This window comes from Mucilaginibacter sp. Mucisp86 (assembly GCF_047324315.1).
Lineage (GTDB): Bacteria > Bacteroidota > Bacteroidia > Sphingobacteriales > Sphingobacteriaceae > Mucilaginibacter.
The window spans coordinates 4,316,449-4,341,246 of the sequence record NZ_CP168503.1 but is presented as its reverse complement, the minus strand read 5'-3'; the positions used below and the strand labels follow the sequence as shown (position 1 = coordinate 4,341,246).

Genomic DNA, 24,798 nt, shown 5'->3' with positions numbered 1-24,798 from the left:
TATCTGCGCATATCAAATGACCATTTACTGACAGGCCGGGGCAACCCCGGCCTGTTTTTGTATATAAATTTGTCACACCTTATTTACAGTCACTGATACCATGCGCAGGATATTATCTATCGTATTTTTATTATTTGTTGCAAAATTTGCCGTAGCGGGACCTGAAGAGCCATGGTCATTAAGTACCGACAAGGAAGGCATCAGGGTTTATACCCGCCATATTCCCGATTCAAAGATCAAAGCCATTAAAGTAGAATGCACTTTTAACGCTACAGCTGCACAGTTAGTAGCCGTTTTGATGGATATTAAAACCTGCGCCGAATGGGTTTATCATACCAAATCGGCAACTGTCATTAAAGAAGTTTCTCCTTCAGATATATATTATTATTCGGAAGTAAACATACCCTGGCCGGTACATAACCGCGATTTTGTAGCACATTTAAAAGTTACGCAAGATCCCAAAACCAAAGTGGTTACCATCGACGCTCCGGTTATATCAAACATGGTACCTTTAAAGGATGGTATTGTAAGGGTCGAAAATTCGACTGGCCGCTGGGTGATTACGCCTGTTGACAGCAGCCACGTAAGCATTGTTTACACCCTGCACCTTGATCCCGGAGGCTCGGTACCTGCCTGGTTGATCAACATGTTTGCAGCACAAGGCCCTACCGAAAGTTTTAAAGGTTTGAAAAAGCAACTTCAGAAACCTGCTTATAAGGATGTGAAGTTGGCTTATGTGCAGTAAGTTCCTCTGCTCCCTAATTCAGTTTGCAGTCTTTTGTCTGAACTCGAATTAAGCGAATTAAAGAATTTATTGAATTTGCATCTTAGTTCGGTGCGAAGAAGATTCTGCCAATTCCTTAATTCCATAAAATTCGAGTTCAGACAAAAATCCTGTATTCCGAAAAATCCCCCCAAATCCTGGTTCAGATAATCTGCAAATAAACGTCAACATTTTGCAAATAAAATTGAAAACTCGTATCACACTTAGCTGTACTTTCGATGTTGGTATATAAGCGTTTAATTTGCCGGCAGGATACCAAAGGATAGTTGTGCAAATTATAAACGCTAATATTGCTTTAACCAATTTAAAGTAAACGTGTAAACGATGAGAGTTGCTTTGTTTGTTCCTTGCTATGTTGACCAGTTTTACCCCAAAGCGGCTATTGCCACACTGGAGTTACTGGAGAAACTTGGCTGTGAGGTCCACTACCCTAAAAATCAAACCTGTTGCGGACAACCGATGGCCAATTCGGGCTATGAGCATTTAACCGGCGGTTGCAATAATTTATTTGTCGATAATTTTTCGGGATACGATTATATCGTTTGTCCTTCGGGAAGCTGTACGCTGCACATCAAAGAGCATTTACATGCCGATGGAAAAGAGGAAAAGGCAACCGAGATCCGCAAAAAAGTTTATGAGCTTACCGAGTTTTTGGTTGATGTATTGCGGGTTAAACAACTTTCGGCCAGTTTCCCTTACCGGGTTGGGTTACATCAGAGCTGCCATGGGTTACGCGGATTACGCATAGCCCAGATGAGCGAGCTGGTTGCCGAGCCCTTCAGCAAACCGGCTCAACTACTTGATATGGTAAACGGGCTTGAACTGGTACCACTAAGCCGTCAGGACGATTGCTGCGGTTTCGGCGGTACATTTTGCGTGGTTGAAGAAGCTGTATCGGCAAAAATGGGAAAAGACCGTGTGGCAGATCACGTATCGCATGGCGCACAATATATCACTTCGGCCGATCTTTCTTGCCTTATGCACCTCGAAGGCATTTTACGCCGTCAAAACAGCGATGTTAAAGTAATTCACGTAGCCGAAATTTTAAACCACAGCATGCAATGAGTACCGCTACTACCAAAGATCACCCGCATTTAGCTGCCGATTTTAACCGCGATGAACCCCGTGTAAACTGGCACGATGAAACCCTATGGTGGGTGCGCGCCAAGCGGGATATTGCAGCCCACAAACTCCCCGAATGGGAATTGCTGCGCGAAACGGCATCGCAAATAAAATTTAACGTACTCTCCAACCTGAGCAGCTACCTTGAGCAGTTTGAGGCTAACGCTATCAAAAATGGCATCATAGTGCACTGGGCGGCAGATGCAACTGAACACAACCAGATTGTACACAGCCTGCTTGAGCAAAAGGGCATTACCAAAATGGTAAAAAGCAAATCAATGCTTACCGAGGAATGCCATTTGAACGAATATCTGAAAGAACAAGGCATTGATGTAATTGACTCTGACCTTGGCGAACGCATTGTACAGTTGGCCAATGAGCCGCCAAGCCATATCGTACTGCCTTGTATCCACAAAAAAAAGGAAGAAATAGGCGATATTTTCCACGAGCATTTAGGCTCAGCCAAAGGCGAATCGGATCCTAAAATATTGACCGAAACTGCCCGTCAGCATTTACGCGAGGTGTTTTTAACCCGTCGCGCGGCGCTTACCGGCGTTAACTTCGCAGTTGCCGAAACGGGTGAGTTTGTAATTTGCACTAATGAGGGCAATGCAGACATGGGCGCACATCTGGCCGAGATCCATATTGCCTCGATGGGTATTGAAAAGCTAATTCCCGAAAGGAAACATCTTGGGGTGTTTTTACGCCTGCTTACACGCAGTGCTACAGGGCAGCCAATTACTACTTACTCAAGCCACTTCAGCAAACCGCAGGATGGCACGGAAATTCATATTGTTATTGTTGACAACGGTCGCAGCATTCAGTTGGGACGTGAGGAGTTCCGCAACTCATTAAAATGTATCCGATGCGGTGCTTGTATGAATACCTGTCCGGTTTATCGTAAAAGTGGTGGCCACAGCTATCATACTGCTGTCGCCGGGCCAATTGGCTCTATCCTGGCACCCAATCTCGATATGAAAAAATATGCCGATCTGCCATTTGCCTCTACCCTATGCGGTTCGTGCAGTAATGTGTGCCCGGTTAAAATAGATATTCATGACCAGCTATATAAATGGCGGCAGGTAATTGTTAAAGAAGGCTATTCGCCCAAAGCAAAAACCATGGCTATGAAGGCTATGGCCTTAACACTGGCATCGCCTACTTTGTACCGTATGGGCGGCAAAACCGGGCGGCTGGTATTTAAATATGCCCCGTTTGCAGTAAATAACAAATTAAACCCATGGTATAATCAAAGGGAAATGCCAAAGGCGCCCGATGAATCATTTGGTGAATGGTATGCCAAAAGGAAAGGAGCAAAAAACTCATGAGCCGCGAAAAAATATTAGCCGCTGTAAAATTCAATCAGCCGCCGGCTTTGCCATTGCCTGATATGAAGGTGCTGAATACGCTAACCGATATCAGAACTGAATTGGTGTCGAAATATAAAACCATCGCTACAGCAGGCGGCAGCTTTGTTTACGAGGTAAGTGGTTTTGATGAGATCAAAGCCATCATCAATAATGAATTTAAAGCCGGCGTAAAAATCATATCGGCCCTTGATGAGCTAAGCGATTATATTTATGCTGAAACCGTAAAGCACGAAGACGGCCACAACTTTGCCGATGTGGAGCTAACCGTACTCCGCACCAACCTTGGCGTTGCCGAAAACGGCGCACTTTGGCTTACTGAGAAGGATATGGGCAGCCGGGTACTGCCTTTTATTGCCCAGCATTTGGCAGTAGTAATTAGTAAAGACGATTTTGTGCCAACCATGGCCCAGGCCTACCAGGTTATTGGCGATGCTGAGTACGGCTATGGCGCGTTTATATCCGGTCCTTCAAAAACCGCTGATATTGAACAATCCTTAGTGATTGGCGCCCATGGGCCGAGGAGTTTATCGGTTTTTATACTGTCGTAAACAACTATTCAAAACTCATGTCATTGCGAGCGTAGCGTGGCAACCGCACGAAAGCAGAGCCGCCCTGTATAGCATGCGATTGCTTCGTCGTTCCTTCTCGCAATGACATATTTTTCATTACTGGCGCTCGTTTGCAACGAGTGCGTAACGTGGGTTTGCGTTTATAACGCGACCGGCGGTACAATCGCTAAACCATATTAAGCGCTCGTTACAAACGAACGCAAGACTGCCACCCACCATCTTCACCCTAAAAATCAACAATTTACAACGATGACAAATGGATGATACAAAAATATACCGATTGGTATATTTTTGTGCTGTCAAAACTAATGACACTCAAAAACATGAAAAACTCACAAAATACAGTACTTATCACTGGCGGTAGTGCCGGTATAGGTTTTGAAATTGCAAAACAACTATCAGCTAAAAATAACCATGTAATTATTATCGGTCGCAACCAGGAACGCCTGGATAAAGCAGCCGCTCAATTACAAAATGTAACCGCTATTAAAGCAGATATCTCAAATGCAGATGACGTAGAAGCATTAACCGCAAAAGTGAAGAAAGATTTCCCTCAGCTAAATGTAGTGATCAACAACGCCGGTGCAGCGTCAATCAATGACTTGCTTACTACACCTAACGTTTTTGAAAATGCACAAACAGAAATGTTTACCAACTACATTTCAGTAATCCGCCTTAATGAAAAATTGTTGCCTGTTTTGCAACGGCAAAGCGAAGCAGCTATCGTAAACGTATCATCAATAGTTGCGTTTTTACCGGGCAAACAAACTGCTACCTACTCTGCAACTAAAGCCGCGCTGCACTCATACACCATATCATTACGTGCCGCTTTAGAAGATACTAACATCAAAGTATTTGAACTAATGCCTCCACTGGTTGATACCGAATTTTCGGCAGAGATTGGCGGTCATAACGGTATACCTGCCTCACAGGTGGCAGATGAATTTGTAACCGGTTTTGAAACCGATAATTACGAGATCCGCGTTGGTGGTACAGAGCCGTTCTATCGCTTGTATTTATCAAACCCGGCCGAAGCTTTGAAAGCCCTTCACCAGAGATAATTTTCTGGATTAATTTTTTCGCCCTAAAAAATACCGATTGGTATTTTTTAGGGCGATTATTAGTTTCTAATTCATATTCCAATGAAAAAAAGCATCCTCATCATTACCGTTATAGCCGCCGCTATTATGGAATTGATAGATACCTCCATCGTAAACGTTGCCCTCTCGCATATGAGCGGTAACCTTGGCGCCACGCTTGAAGATACTTCCTGGGTTATTACGGCCTATGCTATAGCCAATATTATTGTAATACCCATGACCAGCTTTTTAACCGCAAAGCTTGGCCGCCGCAATTATTACATTGGCTCTATCATTGCGTTTACCTTCTTTTCGGCCATGTGTGGACTGGCCTCAAATATCTGGACGCTGGTCGCTTTCCGCTTTTTGCAGGGTATTGGCGGCGGAGCTTTATTATCAGTATCGCAGGCCATTGTGTTCGAGGTTTACGGCAAAGAACGAGTGAGTATAGCCAGTGCGCTGTTTGGCGTGGGGGTGTTTTTAGGCCCAACAATTGGCCCTACACTTGGTGGTTTCATTACCGAAAATTATACCTGGCCCTGGATCTTTTACATCAACATTCCTATCGGTATTGCTGTCACCGTATCAAGTTTATTACTGGTTACCGAGCCCGAAATAAAGGCTAAAGTAAAGAGTGTGGACTGGTGGGGCATTCTCCTGCTCATTATAGGTATAGGCTCCCTCCAAACCGTATTGGAACGTGGTGAAACTGACGATTGGTTTTCGGCAGGGTATATTATTGTGCTTACTATAGTTGCCGTCATTAGCCTTAGTACATTCATTTGGTGGGAGCTTACAACCCAAAACCCGGTTATTGATTTGAGGGTACTAAGAAGCAAATCGCTCGCGGTAGCTGCTATACTGACTTTTGTAACCGGGTTCGGATTGTTTACATCCGTATTCCTTACGCCAGTGCTGGCGCAAAGGGTATTACTATTTCCACCTACCATCACCGGGCTTATTCTGTTACCGGGTGCAGTGCTGGCCATTGTGGGCTTGTTATTTTCGGCCACATTGTTAAAAAGAGGCGTATCTCCTTTGATCATCATCACCGCGGGGTTCGTTATCTTCATCAGCTTTACCTGGCAAATGTCGCACATGAACCTGGAGGCAGCACCCGGTGATTTGGTTGGCCCACTAATTTACAGGGCCATGGGCATTGCCTTACTAACCGTTCCGCTTACAGCCCTGGCAGTATCAGGGCTCGAACCTAAAGATATACCACAGGGAACTGCACTAAATAACATGATGCGACAATTAGGGGGCTCGTTTGGTATTGCGGTTATCAACACCTATGTGGCGCAACGTTTCGGATTGCACCGCAATGACCTGTTATCAAATATCAATATCTTCAATGATCAAACTACGGCGCGGATAGCTAAGCTCAGCAATTATTTCAGCAGCCGGGGTTTTTCATCATTTGACGCACATAACAAAGCCATTGCAGTTATTGATAGCACTATCAACAGGCAATCATCATTGCTGAGCTACCTGGATGCTTACCTGTTTTCGGGATTGATATTTTTACTGGCTATGCCGCTGCTGTTCCTGGTTATCAACCGCAAAAAACAAACCCGGCCGGTTGTTATTGTAAGCGATCACTAAAAACTAAATACCAGTTGGTATATTTGTATTATGGAAAACGAATTGTCAAAAGCCGAACGTACACGTCAATTCATTATTGAGCGTACCTCTCCTGTATTTAATAAAAAGGGGTATGCCGGTACATCCCTTTCCGATCTTACCGAAGCTACCGGATTAACCAAGGGTAGTATTTACGGTAACTTTAAAAATAAGGAAGAAGTAGCTGCCGAAGTATTTGAGTATAACTCGGGCAAGGTGCGCAAACAGATCCAGGAGCGGATTCAGCGGGCTACCAGCTATCATGATAAATTATTGGTTTATGCCCAGGTGTATCACAGTTTTACCCGGGGGGATTTTATCCCCGGCGGCTGCCCTATACTGAATACTGCTGTTGATGCCGACGATACCAATCCTTTATTGAAAGATAAAGCCGCCAGGGCTGTTATCCGCTGGAAAAACGGCATCGAAAACCTTATTAAAGCGGGTATTGAAGCGGGAGAACTGAAGCCCGATATCAACACTACAGAAACAGCCTTAAGCATGATAGCGCTTATTGAAGGTGGTATTATGATATCGAAGGTAACTGATTCTCCTGCTAACCTTGACATAGTTTTGGCATCTGTTCATAACCTTGTAGATAGTTTAAAGCTTTAAATATTAATATATTTAGAGCTACAGGTTGTTACTTGATTGTTACAATAATTGGTTATAACTTTGAAAACAAAAGAAACGCTCCCCGCGTTATCTGCTTTACCAATTATTAATTATGTCAAAAAAAATATTGATCCTTGATGATAGCGAGGATATTTTGGAAGTGATGAAAGAAGCTCTTGAAATGGAGCACTATGAAGTTGAGGTACTGAACTATACTGATGACATATGCAAGGCGGCCCTATCAGCTAATGCCGACCTTGTAATTTTGGATTACATTTTGTTCGGTATAAACGGTGGCGAACTTTGCCACATGCTAAAAACCACCCCGGCGACGGCGCACATCCCGGTGGTAATGGTATCGGCCTACCCGCGTGTGCTTGAATCATTAGGTAACTATGGCTCCGATGCTTTTATTGCCAAGCCTTTTAACCTAAGCGATGTTATTGACACGGTTAACCATTGCTTTTGGGCAGCGGGTGATGATGTAGCACATATGGCGTAAAGATTCCTTACGTCCTAAACTTACGAAGTTTTAAAAACTTCGTAAGTTTTTCGCCCGTATTCGTTCATTGCATTTTATTCGATCTACCTGAACAAATCAAAACTATACTGCGCCGTACTCCAAAACTCATCGAGCGCAATAATTCGCGGTTTAAAGAAAGAGATCAATGACGGCCAGTCCTGCTGATTAAACACGCTTACGCCGAGCAGGGTTTTAACAATGCGGCTCACCGTTTTACCATATTCATCGGTAGTATGCAACTGCCAATCCCATTCTTCATCAAGCTGACCGTTGAGGACATTTTTTAATTCAATAAACTGATCAAACATCAATTGCTGAATGTCTGCATCAGGGTGGCTCATTTCAATAGCTATAAAAGCCGACTTTTTATCGGCCTCCATTTTAAAATACAGGTGTTTGATGCCTGTTTTATAATTCACCCAGTTGGTACGCAAGCCATCGGCAGAAAGCTGGGGTTTGAGGTATTGTCCAAACGCCGTCCAGAAAGCCTGTTTTAATTGAGTTGCCTGTTCTTTAGAATACAAATTTGTGAAAATTAATAAAGGGGTAAAAGTAAGGGTTTTAAAATTAAACGATGTAAAGCTTTATACTGTGCGATGCCGAAGAATCTTCGGCTATCAACGAAGTCGCAATGTAGGGACGAAGGATCCTTCATTTCTACCCACAACATAATAAAAATGGATGTCATGGGTAGCCTGTCGAAGCATGGCGGGCAAGGCCTCTGCGCCCGCCCCTTCGACAAGCTCAGGGTGACAAGCCCTTTTTGTATAGATGTCATTTCACTTTAAAATTTCAACGGATTTAATTACTCGTTATACCGATATTTAATAGTTTCAATAATCTTATCTAATAAACCATATCTTTACCCATATACATATATTTTATGGCAAGCTATCAGGTAAACTGTATTGATAAACCCAAAGCATCAAGCACTCTCGAGCAAATAACCCACATCGGTTATTACGAATCGTTAGACAGGCCAAGGGTGGTGATCTCCGTTGCCGAAGCCGTAGCCCGTATTGAAGCCAACAGCCAGGCTTTTTATGTAAGTACCGAAAGGGGCAAAACCTACCTTACCGTAGTAAAACCCGAAAACGGCGGCAAAAAACATCTCCGATCCCTAACCGACAGGGCCGGTATCGATAACTTGCTGACATTGGAAGAAGTTTAACAACCCAGCCCAGCAACCTTTCGCCTTTAACCTTTTACCTTTCGCCTCCAAAATCTATTCCTTTTTATCAACTATGTACGAAGTAACTTTTTTCACTTTATCATTTTCAAGCTCATAAATATCGGCATAATACATAGCCATGTCTTTGCCATTTTTATCTCTGCACTGAACAAGGCCGTCAACAGCAACGGTGTTACCCTCCACAATAATATGCTCCTTGGTTGATGAAATCATTTTTACATCTTCCATCCCGCCTAAAAATTGTGCCACTTCGTTCTTCCCGTTCATAATAGTTATGGACGAGCCTTTCATAGTCCATATTACGTCCTCGGCAAAAAGGTTTAGGATCTTTTCAACATCATTATTATCAAAAGCGTCGATAACCTGTTGTACAATTTCTTTAGTTGTCATGATAGATTGATTTTGTTTAGAATAAAGTTAGACCTTATATCACGAGAATAAAGGGGGGCAAAAATGACATTATCAGGGTGCTTTATGACTGATAGCGGGTGATATTCATATCCGGCAAACAACAATAAAATCACGTTTCAGATTTTGCGTTTATTATTTAACTTGGTACAACAAAATACCAGCCATATCACATGATCAGTAAACAACCACAAAATCAAAGCCCGGCGGCTATCGTAAAAACACTTAATATTATACATATGGCCCTCGCAGCAGGCCAGATTTTATTTGCAGCGGTTACATTTATAATTCCTAAAAGCCAGGAAAAAGGTGCAGCCAATGATATGCTAATCTATATTGCACCCGTTTTAGCCATTACTTGTTTTATTGCCGGACATATCCTTTTTCTAAAACTTTTAAGCAACATCAGAAGAGAAACCCCACTGAAAGCAAAACTCATTGCTTATCAATCGGCTACTATTATCAGGCTCGCGTTACTTCAAGGCCCTTCATTGTTTAGTATTATAGGCTTTTTATTAACCGGTAAGCTTATTTTCCTGGCCATAGCAGGAGCCCTTGTTGCCTATTTCATTTACGTGCGCCCCGGCAGGCAAAAAATTGAAGACGACCTGAATTTAGATTATGAAGAGAAGGCAGAACTTGAGGGAACTGATAAAGTTTATTGAATTATCTTTCTTAAACACATGAAATCTAAATTCAATTTTTGGCCAAAGTTTCTTCTGCTGACGTGCCTGTTTTTGAGTATTGTGATGGTTGCATATGTTTTCGTTTATTTTGACCGCTTTTTTGCCCATGATAAACCCTTTCATTTCCTAACATTCCCTTATATTATTTTTAATGTCACTATCTGTAGTTTGATAGGGCATCAATTAAATTATAAAACGCATAAAATTATAATTAATGAAAATACCATAATAAGGGTCCGCAGATTTGGCTTTGGTTTGAAGAAAGTTTATAAATTCAATGAAATTGCAGGATTTTCAACCTATTCTATATCTGACAAGAAAAATGCAAACGAATACTTATACCTGATTGCAGGCGATGAAAAGGTAGCGAAACTATCAACCTATTATCACCAAAACTACCATGAATTAAAATCGTTAATGATTCAGCATCAAATTCAAAACTTAGGAAATGAACGATGGGCGATTTGGAAACACCTCTCGGAGCGAACTATTTGAGTTTTGATATAACGCTTATTTTGACCAGGATACTTATAAATACCGATTAGCTTAAATCAATCTAATTTAAGAAATTTGTGCCGATCAATCCCTGCCTGATATATGTATCCCGAACTCATCAACCACATTAAACGCTATATTCAACTATCTGCGACTGATGAGGAAAACATATGCCAACATTTTGAATTAAAGAAATTTAGAAAGAAGGAGTTCATTTTGGAACCGGGCAAACTTTGTGCAGGTAACTACTTTGTAACCAAAGGCCTGGTTAGGCAGTACTTTGTCAACAATAAACTTAACGAGCAAATCATTCAATTCGGCCTGGAGACCTGGTGGATAGCCGATCAGGACAGCCTACTCAACCATCAGCCGGCAACTACTTACATCCAAACCATTGAGGCTTCAGAGCTGCTGTTGCTCACCGAAAAAAACCGTATAGCATTATTTGACGCCGTACCGCAGATGGAAAGTTATTTCCGGATAATGATGCAAAAAGCATTTATAGCCTCACAACGGCGCATAGGTTATATTTTCAATCAAAACGATGAGGAGCGCTACCGGCATTTCACAGGCTTGTTTCCAGGTTTTGTTCAGCGGGTGCCCCAATATATGCTCGCCTCTTATTTAGGCTTCACCCCACAGTTTTTAAGTCGGCTCAGGGCTAAGAAAATCTGATTTTCTTAAACTCAGTTCATTTTTTGAGGGCATGTTTATCACCAACTTTGTGTTAACAAAAAAGAAAAAAACATGAACCGTTTAAAAATCAACACCGCCGAACCTGCTGCATACAGGGCTATGATTGCTCTTGAAAAATACATTGAAAGCACTGAGTTAACCACTCGTCATAAAGACCTGATCAAAATCCGCGCTTCACAAATCAATGGTTGCGCCTTCTGTGTGGATATGCACACCACCGATGCCCGCAAAGCCGGCGAAACCGAACGCCGCATCTATAACATCAGCGTTTGGCACGAAGCGCCTTTTTTTGATGAGCAGGAACGTGCTATCCTGGCCCTTACCGAAGAGGTAACCCTGATTACCGGCCGCGTATCCGACGAAACTTATAAAAAAGCTGCAGAATTGTTTGACGAAAAATATTTAGCGCAAGTGATTATGGCTATCATCACCATTAATGCCTGGAACCGCATTGGTGTAACTACCCAACTTCAGCCACCGCTTAATTAATCTTTTAATTTTGTTGTTTTGATTTTAAGCCGCCTGTGTAACACCGGGCGGCTTTGTTGTTAACTTAAACTAATCAGGCTCCACGCCATCATCAACGCCACTTCATAAATACCCAAAACATTGGCCGGATCATTGGCTATAATTTCGCGCGCCTGAGCTTCGCCATCAACTGTCGGTATGCTAAGGCTATAAACACCTTGCGGATCGAAAGCCGGGCCAAAGATGAGCACAACCTCTTCGTTCATTTTAACTTCAGATATGCTGAATGTGCTTTCATGATCATACGGCCATATTGTTAAGAAACGTCGGGCGGTTATAGTCTGTTTTATTATTAAATATTTTTTTATCCTGATAATTTTAGAATTATTTTTAATATTATAATACAATTGTGCCCATACCAATTATTGCTTTACACAACCATAAAGCTTCACACAATGATCAAACCTTTATCACTTGGATTAATTGTATCCATGCTGCTTATTAGCTCATGTACAAACGCCCAGCACGCGATGGTGCATAAATTTGCAATTACCGAAATAAGCTATGGGATCTATACTTCAAAAATAGTAGCCAAAGAACCTATAGCCGGTTCGCCGACAGGTAACCATAACGTAACCCGCAATTCAATACTGATAAAACAGACACAAAGGGTCCCGGCCAAATTAGGCATTCAATTTGGGGCCGAATATAAAGTTGCTGCCGATGGAAACGATACTGTTCGCGTTGAAGTTGAATGGGTGTTTCCGGAAACGCATGATCCTGCCGGGAGAATCACAAATACAAGCCTAAAGTATCCCCTGGCTATACCTGCAAACATGGTTAATAACAGCAATTATACGCTCGAAAAAAAACAAGAGGTTTTAAAAGGGAGCTGGGTATTAAATATTTATCATGACGGCAAAATAGTTTACAGTAAAAAATTTGATCTGTATTAAAACTTCTGCGCAAAGCACTGCTTAGGAATAATTATTGATAGTTATATCAAATCATTTGTAACCTTAAATAATTATTCCTATGACAACAGAAGCAGGTGAACCCGTTGGCAGCGCCAATGATGTAGTGCTTTCCTTTGTAAAAGCATTAAACGATGAAGATTTTGCAGCGGCACGCAATTGCGTTGCCGATGATATGAAATTTATAGGCGTACTTGGCCAACGCGACGGCGCTGATGCTTATTTTGCCGATATGCAGCATATGAAGTTGAAATACGATATTAAACGCGTGTTTAGTGATGGCGACGACGTATGTATCTTTTATGATATTAATATGGGCCGTGCCACCATATTCAGCTGCGGTTGGTACCACGTAGTTGACGGTAAGGTGAATTCCATCAGGGTAATATTTGATCCGAGGCCTTTGCTGTAAGCCGCAAAAATAATATTGTCATTACTCAATTCGTGATAGCTTATATGTGATATGGCAGAGCGATTGAAGACTTACGAAGTTTTAAAAACTTCGTAAGTCTGTATTCTCCTATAGAGATCGCCGTAAAGCTACAAAGCAATGACGTTTTTTAAAACACTATCCTTTTTTACTTCCCTACCCAATTATCGGTACGGAAAGGTGAAGCCGGCAAACCAACGCCATTGTACAAAGTACTTACCGGGTTATTAGCCCAGGCGTACCTTACTGCAACCGGGTTTGTAACATCCGGACTGCTCACGATAACCTTATCGCCTTTTATAACTGCGGTAGCCCAATGAAACTTCATATCCTCACCTGCAATGGCAAAGCCTTGCATATTTTCGCCGCCCTGCGCTTTTAAACCGCCATCGGTATAATTAAAGCTTAGCTCAATTTTATCACCGTCAATTTTTTGCGACTTATACATGGGCCCCGAATAGGGTTGTTTTTTATGGTAGGTTTTATCAAGGGCAACCAATGCCAGCCTGCGGCCAACTTCCTGTTTATTTTTGGGGTGGATATTGTCGGCCTCGCCAAGGTCAACAGCCACAGCCATGCCGGTGTTAGGCAATTCAAGTGTTTGTGTTTGCGCTTCTCTTAATTCGGCCCAACCAGAGGGGACAGGATCAGCTTCACGTTTTTGCCAATTGGCTAATTGCACAAAGTAAAACGGGAAACTTCCCTGGTTCCAGGTGCTACGCCAGCCGTTTATCATGCCCTCAAACAGGTCCTTGTACTGCCCTGGCCTCCCTGTATTGGCTTCGCCCTGGTACCAGATAGCGCCACGGATTGCCATTGGTGTAAGCGGATTGATCATGGCATTGTACAATACGGCCAGCCTGTTCGGATTATCGGCAACAGGCATAGGTGGCAGGCTTTTTATGTTAAAACCTATCTTATAATCCCATGAACCGGCTAAAGACAGCTTTTCGCCCGATGCTGAAGTGAGCTGCATTTCGTCTACACCATACAAGCCGCCACCGCCGCCGCTGTCAAATACACGCACGGTAATAACAGCCTCTCCTGCTTGTACCTTCGCCGCTGGAATAGTATAATTTCTCGATTGTAAAAATCCATCGGTAGCGCCAATTTTTTCTCCGTTAAACCAGGTGATCTCGTTATCATCAATTTTCCCTAAACTGATCTTAACGTCCTGCCCAACCCAGGCTGCAGGAATACTGATCTTTTTGCGGAACCATACAACGCCATCAAAATCTCCTAAAGCACTTTTTTCAAAAAACTGGGGAAGCTGCATAGTTCTCCAGCCGGTAGTATCAGCATTAAATGCATTATTGTTATTGTACCCCCAATCGGCAGCAATAGCCTGTTTGTTCCAGGCATCCAATCTTTGCGCAAAAGTTGTTGCAGTTTCTGTTTTAGCAGTTTCCTGCTGTTGTTTAATCTGCTGACTGAAAACAGGATTATTGGTTAAAGCATTTTCATCGCTCCAGGCCTCAATCATGGTACCGCCCCAGTTTGTACTGATCAACCCGATTGGAATTTTTGCCTGCTTGTTAATTTCCCTGGCAAAAAAGTAAGCCACCGACGAAAATTCGCCGATAGTTTGAGGCGAGCATACCCGCCAGCCATCATTAGCCACTTTTAAACTGGTTTGCGGAGCAAGATTTGTTGCCTGAGATACCTGTAATAAACGGATCTCAGGGTAATTGGCATTAGCTATCTCCTCTTTATAATTATTAACCTGTCCCCAGCCCGCTACCGGCATTTCCATATTCGACTGGCCGGAGCAAACCCAAACCTCTCCTATCAACACATTATTTAATACCACCGGGTCGCTACCGTCGGTTATAGTAACCTGGTACGGCCCTCCGTACGATGGCGTTTTGATCTTTATTTTCCAATTACCATCAGCATCAGTAAGGGTTGTATAGGTTTTATTATTCCATGACGAAGTAATGGTTACGGTTTTACCGGCATCTGCCCTGCCCCAAACCCGGGCCATGGTTTTTTGCTGTAAAACCATGTTATCGCTAAAAACACCCGGCATGATCACTTTGGCGAATGCACCGGCATTAAGCAATACACTTCCGATTAGTATGGGTAAACACTTTTTCAGGTTCATTAAATTTTGTTTTAAGACTATAGGTTATTGATAAATTGACCGGCCCTAATTTAAGTGCTGTAACTGACAAATTAATAAACGTAACAGTAACATTTAACAAACAATTACTCATGCAAGACGAATCCAAGCCACATATAATATATCTGAAAGTATTTACGCTTATAAGTTTCAAAGAATAATTGAAAGAAGTCGCCCGATAAACAGGCTGCGTACGGAGGGATAATAAACAATGTGCTATCCCTGGTTAACACATTGTTTTTTTAACTAAAACTGTATTTTACAATGAAAATACCCATTAAAGAACTATCGGGAATATCGTTACAGACAGCGCCAACGCTGCCTGGTATGTTTTAAATTATACCTTAAATCTTTCAGCAAAATACCGCTAAACCAATCAGCCGGACACAGCCGTTAACATCTTCATATTTTCAATAAGACGATTTTGATCGGGTTATCGTTGCAGGATGGGATATATTTTTTCACCATTGATAAGATTAAGGTTATTACAAAACTAAACAATTCGTTAACAAAAAGATTAAAAATTGATTAGAAAAGTGTTTTTTACCTATTAACTAAGGTAAAATTAAAGTTACTTGCCGGTTTTTGTCTCCATAAATGGCATTTCTCCTTCCATTTTAACGATTCAGTGTCATTTAATCCTGTTATAGTTTTTAGCTATCAGCTTATAGAATTAATTGATTGTGATTGTTGAAGTTAACATCATAATTTTATAAAACTTAATACCCAACCAGGGGATTAAGCAGCCTATTCAATATATAAATATAATTATGGAAAACGGATCAAATGACATCAGTAAATGCCCGTTTCACAACGGCACAATGAAGCACAATGTTGGCGGCGGCGGTACACGTAACCACAATTGGTGGCCTAACCAGTTAAAGCTAAACATCCTGCGTCAGCACTCTTCATTATCAAACCCCATGGATGAAAGCTTTAATTACGCCGAAGCCTTTAAAAGCCTCGACCTTGAAGCTGTAAAAAAAGACCTTCATGCGCTCATGACCGACTCGCAGGATTGGTGGCCGGCTGATTTCGGCCACTATGGCGGTTTGTTTATCCGCATGGCCTGGCACAGCGCAGGTACCTATCGTGTAGGTGATGGCCGCGGCGGTGCCGGAGCGGGCTTACAACGTTTTGCGCCGCTCAACAGCTGGCCCGATAACGTGAGCCTTGATAAAGCCCGCAGGCTGCTTTGGCCCATTAAACAAAAGTATGGCCGCAAAATTTCATGGGCCGATCTGATGATCCTTGCCGGAAACATCGCTCTTGAGTCAATGGGTTTTAAGACTTTCGGTTTTGCCGGTGGACGTGAAGATGCCTGGGAAGCAGATGAATCCGTATACTGGGGTTCGGAAACTACCTGGCTTGGCGGAGACGTGCGTTATGCACATGGTTCGCCGGGCGTACAGGAAGGCCATGGTGTACTGGTATCTGACGATGATGCCGATGGCGATATTCATACACGCAACCTCGAAAAACCGCTTGCTGCCGTGCAAATGGGGCTGATTTACGTAAACCCTGAAGGGCCAGACGGCAATCCCGACCCGGTTATGGCTGCAAAAGATATCCGTGATACATTTGGCCGCATGGCCATGAATGATGAAGAGACCGTTGCATTAATTGCAGGTGGCCATACCTTCGGCAAAACCCACGGTGCGGCATCTGCTGATAATGTAGGTAAAGAGCCCGAAGCATCTGACATTGGAGCACAGGGCTTTGGCTGGCATAATGCTTATGGCTCGGGTAAAGGCGCCGATACCATAACCAGCGGCCTTGAAGTAACCTGGACCACAACGCCAACCAAATGGAGCAATAACTTTTTCGAGAACCTGTTTGGCTTTGAGTGGGAATTAACCAAAAGCCCTGCGGGCGCTCATCAATGGGTAGCTAAAAATGCAGAGCCCATTATCCCCGATGCTTACGATGCTTCAAAAAAGCATTTACCAACCATGCTCACTACCGACCTTGCATTAAGGTTTGACCCTGCCTATGAAAAAGTATCAAGACGCTTCCTGGAAAACCCGGATCAGTTTGCCGATGCTTTTGCGCGCGCATGGTTTAAATTAACACACCGCGATATGGGGCCAAGGGTGCGTTATCTTGGCGCCGACGTACCTGAAGAAGTACTGCTTTGGCAAGACCCTATTCCTGCTGCCGATTATGCCCCAATAGTTGAAAGCGACATTACTGCTTTAAAAGGAAAGATTTTATCATCTGGCTTAAGCATATCCGAGTTGGTTTCAACAACATGGGCTTCTGCCTCTACTTTCCGTGGTACCGATAAACGCGGTGGCATAAACGGTGGCCGCATTCGCCTGGCCCCGCAAAGATACTGGCAGGCAAATAATCCTACACAGCTACAAAAGGTATTGAACGTGCTTGAAGGCATCCAAAAAGATTTCAACGGCGCTCAAAAGGATGGTAAAAAGGTGTCACTGGCCGATTTGATCGCACTGGCGGGAACTGCGGCTGTTGAAAAAGCCGCTAACGATGGCGGACACGATGTCACCGTTCCGTTCGCTCCTGGCCGTACTGATGCTTCACAGGAGGAAACCGATGTAGAATCATTTGGATATCTGGAACCGGCGGCAGACGGTTTCCGCAATTACCGTAAAACAAAACATCCGGTTTCTACAGAAGAATTGCTGATTGATAAAGCACATTTACTTAGCCTGACAGCACCTGAATTAACAGTGTTATTGGGAGGCTTGCGCGTTTTGAACATTAATTTTGACGGCTCGAAGCATGGCGTATTTACCTCACGTGAAGGTGTGCTTAGCAACGATTTCTTTGTAAACCTGCTTGATATGGGCACTGCATGGAAAGCAATATCTGCCGACAGGGAACTTTACGAAGGCAGCGACCGCGCTACCGGCGCAGTAAAATGGACAGCAACCCGCGCCGATCTTGTATTTGGCTCTAATGCTGAATTAAGAGCTATTGCCGAAGTTTACGGAAGCACCGACGGACAAGACAAATTTGTTAAAGACTTTGTAGCCGCCTGGACAAAAGTAATCAACCTCGACAGGTTTGATCTGGTTTAAGCATTACACACAAGCATAACGTTAGTTTATAAACACCACTAAGGCTGTATCATAATCTTGATACAGCCTTTTTTTGATTTATTCGGATACTTAAGCGATATATAATTTGAGGTTAACTCTACTGACAAAAAGGGAGTTAACAGGGTTAACAGAATTTAGCGTTAATATTTACATATATAACTTATAATCAATCAATTGAATGTTTTTTATGCGAAAAATGTGTTAACCCCCTTTTTGTATAAATATTATCGGCCAAATTTCAATTCACAGGCGAAACAACACCAAGGGCAGTAAATTTGATTTACGACACAGCCTCTTTTTTATGCATGTTCGAGTTATATCAGTTCCATATAACTATAATCAACATTGGTTGTAATTGGCGAAAAGCGCCTCATCATCTCTTCGGCCTTGTTTACCATATTTTTTGAGCCGATAAAAATCCCTGTACGCTGATGAAGTTCGGTAACCTCCAGGTCCAAAATGCGTTCGTATCCGTTGCTGGCTTTGCCTCCGGCCTGTTCAATGATAAACGCCATGGGGTTACACTCATAAATTAAACGCAGTTTCCCTTTCGGATCGCTTGCGTTGGCCGGGTAAATAAAGATCCCACCTTTTATCATATTCCGGTGTAAATCGGCCACCATCGACCCAATGTATCTTGCTTTAAATGGCCTGTTTGTTGTTACATCCTCCACCTGGCAGTATTTAATATATTTCTTTACACCATCAGGAAAATGAGAGTAATAACCTTCGTTTATAGAATAGATAATCCCATCATCAGGGATCCGCATTTTGGGGTGCGAGAGGCAAAACTCACCCAGCGAAGGATCTAACGTAAAACCGTTTACCCCTTTGCCGGTAGTGTAAACCAGCATGGTTGATGAACCATAAATTACGTACCCTGCTGCCACCTGCTCCGAGCCCCTTTGCAAAACATCTTTAATTGACGCCCTTCCATCTGTTGTTTTTCTGCGATAGATGGAGAAAATGGAGCCTACGCTGACATTTACATCGATGTTAGAGGAGCCATCCAAAGGGTCTATCGCTACAATATATTTGGCATTTTTCGAGATCTCACTGTCGATGTCAATATATTCGTCACTTTCTTCAGATACCACCACACAGCATTCGCCGCCCTGCTGCAAAGCCAGGATAAATTGCTCGTTAGCATAAACATCCAGTTTTTTCTGGTTTTCGCCCTGTATATTTATGGACCCGTTATCGAGGGTAAGGTCAGCCAGTCCTGCCCGGTTAACCTCCCTGTTAACAACCTTTGCCGCAATCCCTATATCTCTCAATAACCTGGATAGCTCGCCTTTGGCATATGGAAATTCCGCCTGTTTTTCAATGATAAATTGGCCTAAAGTTTTTACCGCTTTCATATAAATAAAATTTTAAGATTAGTACCGCTACCCGGATTGAGTAGCGGCTTTAGCATTAGTTAATAAATTTCTTGTATCAGGCAGATAGGCACAACCGTTTTGCCTCTTCAATTTCATCTTCTATCTTCCTGATAGCCATCACTGTTTTAAAAAACGAATCGGGCGTAACGGAGATACTGTCAATCCCCTCTTCTACCAGGAACTGGGCAAAATCAGGATAATCAGATGGCCCTTGTCCGCAGATCCCCACTTTTATACCTTTCCTCTTTGCTGTTTTTATCAACGATGAGATCATAAATTTCACCGCATCATTGCGCTCGTTATACAAACCGGCTACTAAGGATGAATCACGGTCGAGCCCCAATACAAGTTGGGTGAGGTCATTAGAGCCAATTGAAAAACCATCAACATAATCGGCAAACTGCTCGGCCAAAATCACATTGGATGGTACTTCGGCCATCAGGTAAACTTCGAGGCCGTTTTCACCGCGCTTCAGGCCGTACTCGTTCATGGTTTCGTATACCAATAAAAGCTCATTCACCGTGCGGCAAAACGGGATCATCACAACAACATTATCAAGGCCCATCATTTCGCGCACCTTTAAAATAGCCTTACATTCCATTCCAAAGGCTTCCTTATACACTTTTGAATAATACCTGGACGCGCCTCTCCAGCCAATCATCGGATTTTCTTCGTTTGGCTCAAAATATTTACCACCGGGCATATTGTAGTATTCATTGGTTTTAAAATCCGAGAAACGTACTATTACCTTATTGGGATAAAATGCGGCGGCTATCTTTGCTATCCCGTGTGATAGCTTTTCGATAAAAAAGGCTTCTTCACTATCATAACCCAGCATAGCTTCCTCAATATGAGCGGTTAATGAAGCATCATTCAGGCTTCTATGTTCGAGCAGGGCCAGCGGGTGAATTTTTATATAGTTATTGATGATAAATTCTTCCCTTGCCAGGCCCACGCCCTTCCCTGGGTAATGCGCGTAATTAAATGCTATTTCAGGCGATCCGATGTTCATCATTAATGGGGTTTCAATGTCGGGCAGATCATTCAAATCATGCTCCCGCTTAGTAAATGCCACTATGCCGCTGTATATAATTCCGGCGTCTCCTTCTGCGCATGAAGCGGTTATTTCGTCGCCGGTTTTCAACAGAGCGGTAGCGCACTCGCAGCCAACTATAGCCGGAACACCCAACTCCCGGGCAACGATGGCGGCATGACAGGTCCGACCGCCTTTATTAGTGATGATGGCCGATGCTTTTTTCATTACCGGCTCCCAATCAGGGTCGGTCATATCAGTAACCATGATATCGCCGGGCACAAAGTTTATTTCGTGGATATTTTGTTTTCCGATACCAGTGAGATTATGAACTTTGCCCGTCGCAATTTTATCGCCAACAGCAATGCCTTTCAGCAGCACCCTGTCTGCTCTGTCCGGATCATTGATACAGAATTCGGTAAGCAGGTTTACTTGCTTGCGTGAATGGATAGTTTCGGGCCTTGCCTGTACTATAAACAACCGGCCGCTGATACCATCTACCGCCCACTCAATATCCATAGGGCACCATTTGCCTTTCAATTTGGTGTAGTAGGCTTCAATAATAATTACCCAGTTGCTCAGCTGAATGATCTGATCATCTGACAAACAAAATCTTGAGCTTTCCTCTACGGGAGTATTAACAACTCTTACAGCCTCTTCTCCGGAATTGCCGTAAATCATCTTTTTATGTTTTTTGCCTAACTTTTTTTCAAGGATGGGCCTGAAACCGCTTTTTAGCAGCGGCTTATAAACAATAAATTCGTCGGGGTTAACTGATCCCTGCACTATCATTTCGCCCAGCCCGTACGATCCGTTAATGATAACGGCATCCTTAAAACCGCTTTCGGTATCCAATGAAAACGCAACCCCCGAGATGCCTTTATCTGAGCGCACCATTTTTTGAACACAAACAGATAGGCCCACATTAAAATGATCATAATTAAACGATTCCCGGTAACTGATTGCCCTATCGGTGAATAATGAGGCGAAGCAATTTTTTACGGCTGTTAATAAGTTCTCTTCTCCTCTTATATTTAAATAGGTATCCTGCTGGCCTGCAAACGAGGCATCTGGCAGGTCCTCTGCAGTGGCCGATGACCGAACTGCAACATCGGCGAAATGATTTTTATACTGAATTGATAACTCTTTATAAGCCTCAACAATCTCATGTTCCATAGCAGCGGAAAATCGGCCGTTTTGGATAAGCGTTCTTATTTTATCACCACAGGACAACAGAACCTGCAAATCCAACAGATCTTTATTTCCAAGAATGTCCCTGATCTGTTTATCAAGCTGATTATCTGCAATGAACTGGTAGTAGGCTTTGCTTGTTATGATAAATCCGTCAGGAATATCAATCCCAAATTGCGAGATGTTCTGCATCATTTCTCCAAGCGATGCATTCTTGCCTCCTACTAACTCAATGTCACTTATTGAAGCGTCAATAAGTTTCATAGTAAATCTCTTTTCCTTCATGGCTCATATTTTATAAAAACGAAGTTAGCCGCATAACGAACTGCTCAATGCCTAAATATTCACAACAAGTAATACTATATTCATAACATATTATCTATTTTTACTTTTTTATATCACTATAGTATAAATGAAAGATTTCTTTGAGCAGGTTTTAAAGGTTGACCATTCAGCTTTTACATTAGCCGAAGCAAATACTTACCATGCCATTAATAATTTCCACAACCATCCCGAACTGGAACTGATTTATATAATAAGTGGAGAGGGAACTTTTTCGATAGGAAATACCTCAAAAAGAATTTCGGAAGATACCATGATCATGATTGGCTGTAATGTACCCCATATGTTCAAGTTTGAAACCAATCGTTATTATGATTACTCCATGAAAAGTGGTAAAATCCCTAAACCGCTACAACTGCTTACACTTCATTTCGATCCTAATAAATTAGGAAGCACTTTCATGTTACTCCCAGAAAACAATCTGATAAACAATCTTTTAAACAGTGCTAAAAATGGGTTACTGATCAATGAAAATTCTAAAGCTATAGCAGTTGACTTTATCCGCCAGATAGAAAATTCGGCTAAACATGAGCAGCTTCCTTTATTGCTGCAGCTATTAAATAAAATTGCTGAAGGGGAGCAAATCTCCAATCTGGCAGGTGAAGCTGAAAAAAAGATCTTCAACAGGATAGATGAGGTGCGATTAACAAAGATCTACCTGTATACTATGGACAATTTTTACAAGGATATTAAACTTAAAGACATAGCGAACATTATACACATGGTGCCGAAAGCATTTTGCCACTATTTTAAATTACGTACCGGCCAAACCTACTTTGATTTTTTACTGACCGTAAGAATAGAAAACTCGTGTAAACTGATCAGGGAAACCAACGAAAATATAAATTCAATCAGCCGGGATTCGGGGTTTAACAACCTTTCAAACTTTAACAGGTATTTTAAGTTAGCTACCGGCAACACCCCAATGGAATACCGGCGGAAATTCAGGGAGTTTTAAGATCATTAAAGCCCTTAAAAAACAAAAGCAGGCTTTTTAGGTCCTGCATTTGTTAAATAAATAATAGTAATTAAATCAATAACCCGGATTTTGTACCAGTTTCGGGTTCAACTGCATTTCCGGTCTTGGGATCGGGAAAATTCGTTTATTAGGATTAGCATCTGTTTTTATGCCCCATGGTTTTTCAAACTGACCAAAACGGATCAGGTCATTACGGCGCCATGTTTCCATAGAGAACTCGCGACCACGCTCATCCAATATATCAGATAGTGTTACAGCAGTTAAAGGCGAAGCTTTTGCACGTGCCCGTACCTGGTTCACTAATGATAAAGGTGAATCGCCATTGGTTGCTGATGCACCGCGTAAAATAGCTTCGGCTTTTTCCAGCAAAATATCGGCATACCTGAACATAGGCACATCGTTGCCCTGGTTACGATCGTTACTTAAGCTGTCCGGATAAAATTTATTGTTCCTGTATCCTTCTTCGTTGGCAAGCTCATCGTTACCGATATCAAAAGTTGCAGGATTTTTCCATACTATATCAGGTGTAAACTCCAATTGATGTACTACAGTAGCATTTGGGTTAGGGCCCGAGTAGCTTGCATCCAGCCCGATATTAGTTGTTGTTATTAATATTGGAGAGCCATCATTATTGTACTGCTTACCTACTAAAAATTGCTTTTTGCGGATATCATTTGCATCGTTGAACAAAGCATAATAGTCTTTGTAAGTATACACAGGCCCATCGGGCGTATATGGCATTTTATACTTATTTTTCAGGTTAGGATTCAGTGTCCAGCGGGCATAGTACTGTCCCTGCGCCAAAATACCGTCATAAGGTATGGCAAAAATAAAGTCTTTAACACCCGGGCCGTTATTAGGTTTAAACATGCCTAAATAATCTGCATCTAAACCATACTGACCGCTTTTTATCACATTATCGCACATCGTAACAGCATCCTGGTACCTTGGTGTGCCAATGTAGTACTGTGCGTTCAAATACATCTTGGCAAGTATGGCATAAGCTAAACCTTTGGTTGGCCTGCCGTATGTGGCTACCCCCGCTGTACCGCTCAGGTCAGGAATCTGCGCAAGTAGTTCACTTTCAACAAACGCGAATACTGTAGCCCTTGATTGTGTGCCCAGATTAGTAGTATCGCCAAAGGTTTTGCTGATAGGTACGTTACCAAACAGGTCCATCAGGTAAAAGTATGACAGGGCACGCATGGTTTTAATTTCGGCAATGGTTTGTTTTTTTGAATCGCTTTCGGGCGTAGGTGCTAATAACGACAGTACCTGGTTACATAAGCTGATAGTGCTATACCCTCCCGACCAGCAGGTCTCGATCATGCCGTTATCGGGCGTAACGGTGTGCAGGTTTACGGTTGAATAGGTACCGCCGTCGAGCCAGTTACCACCGCGTGCAACCAAAACACATTCGTCGGTACTTAAGTTTTGTAACAGCCAGTATTGCCTGCCGGGCGCACCACGGAACGCGGTATAAATAGGCCCTGTGGCAGCGACGTATTGCGCAGGTGTAGTAGGGAAATTAGCAGTTGTAAGCGCCGATTTTGGCGTAATATCCAACTTTGTACAACCCGAAAGGTAAATTGCTCCAATAAACGTGGCAATAAGGCCAGGTTTTATATATCTTTTTAAATTATTCAT

The 24,798-nt window shown here is 42.6% G+C and carries 24 protein-coding genes; 17 read left to right on the top strand and 7 right to left on the bottom strand.

The annotated features are described in order from the left end of the window. Positions 1-100 precede the first annotated feature (100 nt). From ACEN9X_RS18455 to ACEN9X_RS18420, 8 genes are all read left to right on the top strand, one after another. Complete coding sequence (locus ACEN9X_RS18455; protein WP_413666514.1) at positions 101-745, top strand: START domain-containing protein; 645 nt, start codon at positions 101-103, stop codon at positions 743-745. Positions 746-1,108: 363 nt separating this feature from the next. After that, positions 1,109-1,849 carry a (Fe-S)-binding protein gene (locus ACEN9X_RS18450; RefSeq protein ID WP_413666513.1) on the top strand — a complete coding sequence of 247 codons (741 nt, stop codon included), beginning with the start codon at positions 1,109-1,111 and terminating at the stop codon, positions 1,847-1,849. Continuing rightward, positions 1,846-3,234: a lactate utilization protein B gene (locus ACEN9X_RS18445; RefSeq protein WP_413666512.1), complete on the top strand. Its 1,389-nt coding sequence runs from the start codon at positions 1,846-1,848 to the stop codon at positions 3,232-3,234. Before ACEN9X_RS18450 ends, ACEN9X_RS18445 begins: the two co-directional genes overlap by 4 nt. Continuing rightward, on the top strand, positions 3,231-3,824 hold the full coding sequence (locus tag ACEN9X_RS18440) for a LutC/YkgG family protein (protein ID WP_413666511.1): 594 nt from the start codon (positions 3,231-3,233) through the stop codon (positions 3,822-3,824). The genes ACEN9X_RS18445 and ACEN9X_RS18440 overlap by 4 nt, the downstream gene beginning before the upstream one ends. Positions 3,825-4,168: 344 nt before the next feature. Then, positions 4,169-4,906, top strand: coding sequence for an SDR family oxidoreductase (locus tag ACEN9X_RS18435; RefSeq protein ID WP_413666510.1), 738 nt, complete (start codon positions 4,169-4,171; stop codon positions 4,904-4,906). A gap of 81 nt (positions 4,907-4,987) precedes the next feature. Next, positions 4,988-6,529: a DHA2 family efflux MFS transporter permease subunit gene (locus ACEN9X_RS18430; protein WP_413666509.1), complete on the top strand. Its 1,542-nt coding sequence runs from the start codon at positions 4,988-4,990 to the stop codon at positions 6,527-6,529. Positions 6,530-6,559: 30 nt separating this feature from the next. After that, positions 6,560-7,162, top strand: a complete 603-nt coding sequence (locus ACEN9X_RS18425) for a TetR/AcrR family transcriptional regulator (RefSeq protein ID WP_413666508.1) — start codon at positions 6,560-6,562, stop codon at positions 7,160-7,162. Positions 7,163-7,274: 112 nt separating this feature from the next. After that, complete coding sequence (locus ACEN9X_RS18420) at positions 7,275-7,664, top strand: two-component system response regulator (RefSeq protein WP_413666507.1); 390 nt, start codon at positions 7,275-7,277, stop codon at positions 7,662-7,664. An 83-nt stretch (positions 7,665-7,747) separates the two neighbouring features. Here the strand turns inward: ACEN9X_RS18420 and ACEN9X_RS18415 are convergent, their stop codons facing one another. Continuing rightward, on the bottom strand, positions 7,748-8,209 hold the full coding sequence (locus tag ACEN9X_RS18415) for a DUF4268 domain-containing protein (RefSeq protein WP_413666506.1): 462 nt from the start codon (positions 8,207-8,209) through the stop codon (positions 7,748-7,750). Positions 8,210-8,568: 359 nt separating this feature from the next. On the opposite strand from ACEN9X_RS18415, the gene ACEN9X_RS18410 reads away from it, so the two are divergent. Further along, the gene (locus tag ACEN9X_RS18410; RefSeq protein ID WP_413666505.1) at positions 8,569-8,856 is read left to right on the top strand and encodes a DUF3892 domain-containing protein; all 288 of its coding nucleotides are present in this window, start codon (positions 8,569-8,571) and stop codon (positions 8,854-8,856) included. A 54-nt stretch (positions 8,857-8,910) separates the two neighbouring features. Here the strand turns inward: ACEN9X_RS18410 and ACEN9X_RS18405 are convergent, their stop codons facing one another. Beyond that, positions 8,911-9,267, bottom strand: coding sequence for a nuclear transport factor 2 family protein (locus ACEN9X_RS18405; RefSeq protein ID WP_413666504.1), 357 nt, complete (start codon positions 9,265-9,267; stop codon positions 8,911-8,913). Positions 9,268-9,458: 191 nt separating this feature from the next. Between ACEN9X_RS18405 and ACEN9X_RS18400 the strand changes: the two genes are divergently transcribed. The 4 genes from ACEN9X_RS18400 (at position 9,459) to ACEN9X_RS18385 (ending at position 11,651) form a co-directional block, all read left to right on the top strand. Continuing rightward, positions 9,459-9,950: a hypothetical protein gene (locus tag ACEN9X_RS18400; RefSeq protein WP_413666503.1), complete on the top strand. Its 492-nt coding sequence runs from the start codon at positions 9,459-9,461 to the stop codon at positions 9,948-9,950. Between the two features lie 18 nt (positions 9,951-9,968). Then, the gene (locus ACEN9X_RS18395) at positions 9,969-10,466 is read left to right on the top strand and encodes a hypothetical protein (protein WP_413666502.1); all 498 of its coding nucleotides are present in this window, start codon (positions 9,969-9,971) and stop codon (positions 10,464-10,466) included. A gap of 102 nt (positions 10,467-10,568) precedes the next feature. Continuing rightward, positions 10,569-11,141 (top strand): Crp/Fnr family transcriptional regulator, encoded by a 573-nt coding sequence (locus ACEN9X_RS18390; RefSeq protein ID WP_413666501.1) that lies wholly within the window; start codon positions 10,569-10,571, stop codon positions 11,139-11,141. Between the two features lie 72 nt (positions 11,142-11,213). Continuing rightward, complete coding sequence (locus tag ACEN9X_RS18385) at positions 11,214-11,651, top strand: carboxymuconolactone decarboxylase family protein (protein WP_413666500.1); 438 nt, start codon at positions 11,214-11,216, stop codon at positions 11,649-11,651. A gap of 59 nt (positions 11,652-11,710) precedes the next feature. Here the strand turns inward: ACEN9X_RS18385 and ACEN9X_RS18380 are convergent, their stop codons facing one another. Continuing rightward, the gene (locus ACEN9X_RS18380; RefSeq protein ID WP_413666499.1) at positions 11,711-11,896 is read right to left on the bottom strand and encodes a hypothetical protein; all 186 of its coding nucleotides are present in this window, start codon (positions 11,894-11,896) and stop codon (positions 11,711-11,713) included. A 189-nt stretch (positions 11,897-12,085) separates the two neighbouring features. Here ACEN9X_RS18380 and ACEN9X_RS18375 point away from each other — a divergent pair, with 189 nt between their 5' ends. Together ACEN9X_RS18375 and ACEN9X_RS18370 are read left to right on the top strand one after the other, a co-directional pair. Next, positions 12,086-12,586 (top strand): DUF3859 domain-containing protein, encoded by a 501-nt coding sequence (locus ACEN9X_RS18375; protein ID WP_413666498.1) that lies wholly within the window; start codon positions 12,086-12,088, stop codon positions 12,584-12,586. Positions 12,587-12,665: 79 nt separating this feature from the next. Then, positions 12,666-13,016 carry a nuclear transport factor 2 family protein gene (locus ACEN9X_RS18370; protein WP_413666497.1) on the top strand — a complete coding sequence of 117 codons (351 nt, stop codon included), beginning with the start codon at positions 12,666-12,668 and terminating at the stop codon, positions 13,014-13,016. Positions 13,017-13,182: 166 nt separating this feature from the next. On the opposite strand, the gene ACEN9X_RS18365 is transcribed toward ACEN9X_RS18370, so the two are convergent. After that, complete coding sequence (locus ACEN9X_RS18365; protein ID WP_413666496.1) at positions 13,183-15,138, bottom strand: sialate O-acetylesterase; 1,956 nt, start codon at positions 15,136-15,138, stop codon at positions 13,183-13,185. A gap of 788 nt (positions 15,139-15,926) precedes the next feature. On the opposite strand from ACEN9X_RS18365, the gene katG reads away from it, so the two are divergent. Further along, a complete protein-coding gene (katG, locus tag ACEN9X_RS18360) occupies positions 15,927-18,203 on the top strand; it encodes a catalase/peroxidase HPI (protein WP_413666495.1) in 2,277 nt (758 codons plus the stop codon). A 335-nt stretch (positions 18,204-18,538) separates the two neighbouring features. On the opposite strand, the gene fbp is transcribed toward katG, so the two are convergent. Next, entirely contained in the window at positions 18,539-19,585 is a 1,047-nt protein-coding gene (fbp, locus tag ACEN9X_RS18355) for a class 1 fructose-bisphosphatase (protein WP_413666494.1), read from the bottom strand. 76 nt (positions 19,586-19,661) lie between these two features. Beyond that, the gene (ppsA, locus tag ACEN9X_RS18350; protein ID WP_413666493.1) at positions 19,662-22,115 is read right to left on the bottom strand and encodes a phosphoenolpyruvate synthase; all 2,454 of its coding nucleotides are present in this window, start codon (positions 22,113-22,115) and stop codon (positions 19,662-19,664) included. Positions 22,116-22,242: 127 nt separating this feature from the next. On the opposite strand from ppsA, the gene ACEN9X_RS18345 reads away from it, so the two are divergent. Further along, a complete protein-coding gene (locus tag ACEN9X_RS18345) occupies positions 22,243-23,130 on the top strand; it encodes an AraC family transcriptional regulator (RefSeq protein WP_413666492.1) in 888 nt (295 codons plus the stop codon). 75 nt (positions 23,131-23,205) lie between these two features. Here ACEN9X_RS18345 and ACEN9X_RS18340 read toward each other — a convergent pair whose 3' ends face one another. Further along, positions 23,206-24,798, bottom strand: coding sequence for a RagB/SusD family nutrient uptake outer membrane protein (locus tag ACEN9X_RS18340; protein ID WP_413666491.1), 1,593 nt, complete (start codon positions 24,796-24,798; stop codon positions 23,206-23,208).

Excerpts from the sequence above, each read along its gene's own strand:
- ACEN9X_RS18455 (WP_413666514.1), top strand. The coding sequence starts at position 101 with ATGCGCAGGATATTATCTATCGTATTTTTATTATTTGTTGCAAAATTT.
- ACEN9X_RS18450 (WP_413666513.1), top strand. The coding sequence starts at position 1,109 with ATGAGAGTTGCTTTGTTTGTTCCTTGCTATGTTGACCAGTTTTACCCC.
- ACEN9X_RS18445 (WP_413666512.1), top strand. The coding sequence starts at position 1,846 with ATGAGTACCGCTACTACCAAAGATCACCCGCATTTAGCTGCCGATTTT.
- ACEN9X_RS18440 (WP_413666511.1), top strand. The coding sequence starts at position 3,231 with ATGAGCCGCGAAAAAATATTAGCCGCTGTAAAATTCAATCAGCCGCCG.
- ACEN9X_RS18435 (WP_413666510.1), top strand. The coding sequence starts at position 4,169 with ATGAAAAACTCACAAAATACAGTACTTATCACTGGCGGTAGTGCCGGT.
- ACEN9X_RS18430 (WP_413666509.1), top strand. The coding sequence starts at position 4,988 with ATGAAAAAAAGCATCCTCATCATTACCGTTATAGCCGCCGCTATTATG.
- ACEN9X_RS18425 (WP_413666508.1), top strand. The coding sequence starts at position 6,560 with ATGGAAAACGAATTGTCAAAAGCCGAACGTACACGTCAATTCATTATT.
- ACEN9X_RS18420 (WP_413666507.1), top strand. The coding sequence starts at position 7,275 with ATGTCAAAAAAAATATTGATCCTTGATGATAGCGAGGATATTTTGGAA.
- ACEN9X_RS18410 (WP_413666505.1), top strand. The coding sequence starts at position 8,569 with ATGGCAAGCTATCAGGTAAACTGTATTGATAAACCCAAAGCATCAAGC.
- ACEN9X_RS18405 (WP_413666504.1), bottom strand. The coding sequence starts at position 9,267 with ATGACAACTAAAGAAATTGTACAACAGGTTATCGACGCTTTTGATAAT.
- ACEN9X_RS18400 (WP_413666503.1), top strand. The coding sequence starts at position 9,459 with ATGATCAGTAAACAACCACAAAATCAAAGCCCGGCGGCTATCGTAAAA.
- ACEN9X_RS18395 (WP_413666502.1), top strand. The coding sequence starts at position 9,969 with ATGAAATCTAAATTCAATTTTTGGCCAAAGTTTCTTCTGCTGACGTGC.
- ACEN9X_RS18390 (WP_413666501.1), top strand. The coding sequence starts at position 10,569 with ATGTATCCCGAACTCATCAACCACATTAAACGCTATATTCAACTATCT.
- ACEN9X_RS18385 (WP_413666500.1), top strand. The coding sequence starts at position 11,214 with ATGAACCGTTTAAAAATCAACACCGCCGAACCTGCTGCATACAGGGCT.
- ACEN9X_RS18380 (WP_413666499.1), bottom strand. The coding sequence starts at position 11,896 with ATGAACGAAGAGGTTGTGCTCATCTTTGGCCCGGCTTTCGATCCGCAA.
- ACEN9X_RS18375 (WP_413666498.1), top strand. The coding sequence starts at position 12,086 with ATGATCAAACCTTTATCACTTGGATTAATTGTATCCATGCTGCTTATT.
- ACEN9X_RS18370 (WP_413666497.1), top strand. The coding sequence starts at position 12,666 with ATGACAACAGAAGCAGGTGAACCCGTTGGCAGCGCCAATGATGTAGTG.
- ACEN9X_RS18365 (WP_413666496.1), bottom strand. The coding sequence starts at position 15,138 with ATGAACCTGAAAAAGTGTTTACCCATACTAATCGGAAGTGTATTGCTT.
- katG (WP_413666495.1), top strand. The coding sequence starts at position 15,927 with ATGGAAAACGGATCAAATGACATCAGTAAATGCCCGTTTCACAACGGC.
- fbp (WP_413666494.1), bottom strand. The coding sequence starts at position 19,585 with ATGAAAGCGGTAAAAACTTTAGGCCAATTTATCATTGAAAAACAGGCG.
- ppsA (WP_413666493.1), bottom strand. The coding sequence starts at position 22,115 with ATGAAGGAAAAGAGATTTACTATGAAACTTATTGACGCTTCAATAAGT.
- ACEN9X_RS18345 (WP_413666492.1), top strand. The coding sequence starts at position 22,243 with ATGAAAGATTTCTTTGAGCAGGTTTTAAAGGTTGACCATTCAGCTTTT.
- ACEN9X_RS18340 (WP_413666491.1), bottom strand. The coding sequence starts at position 24,798 with ATGAATAATTTAAAAAGATATATAAAACCTGGCCTTATTGCCACGTTT.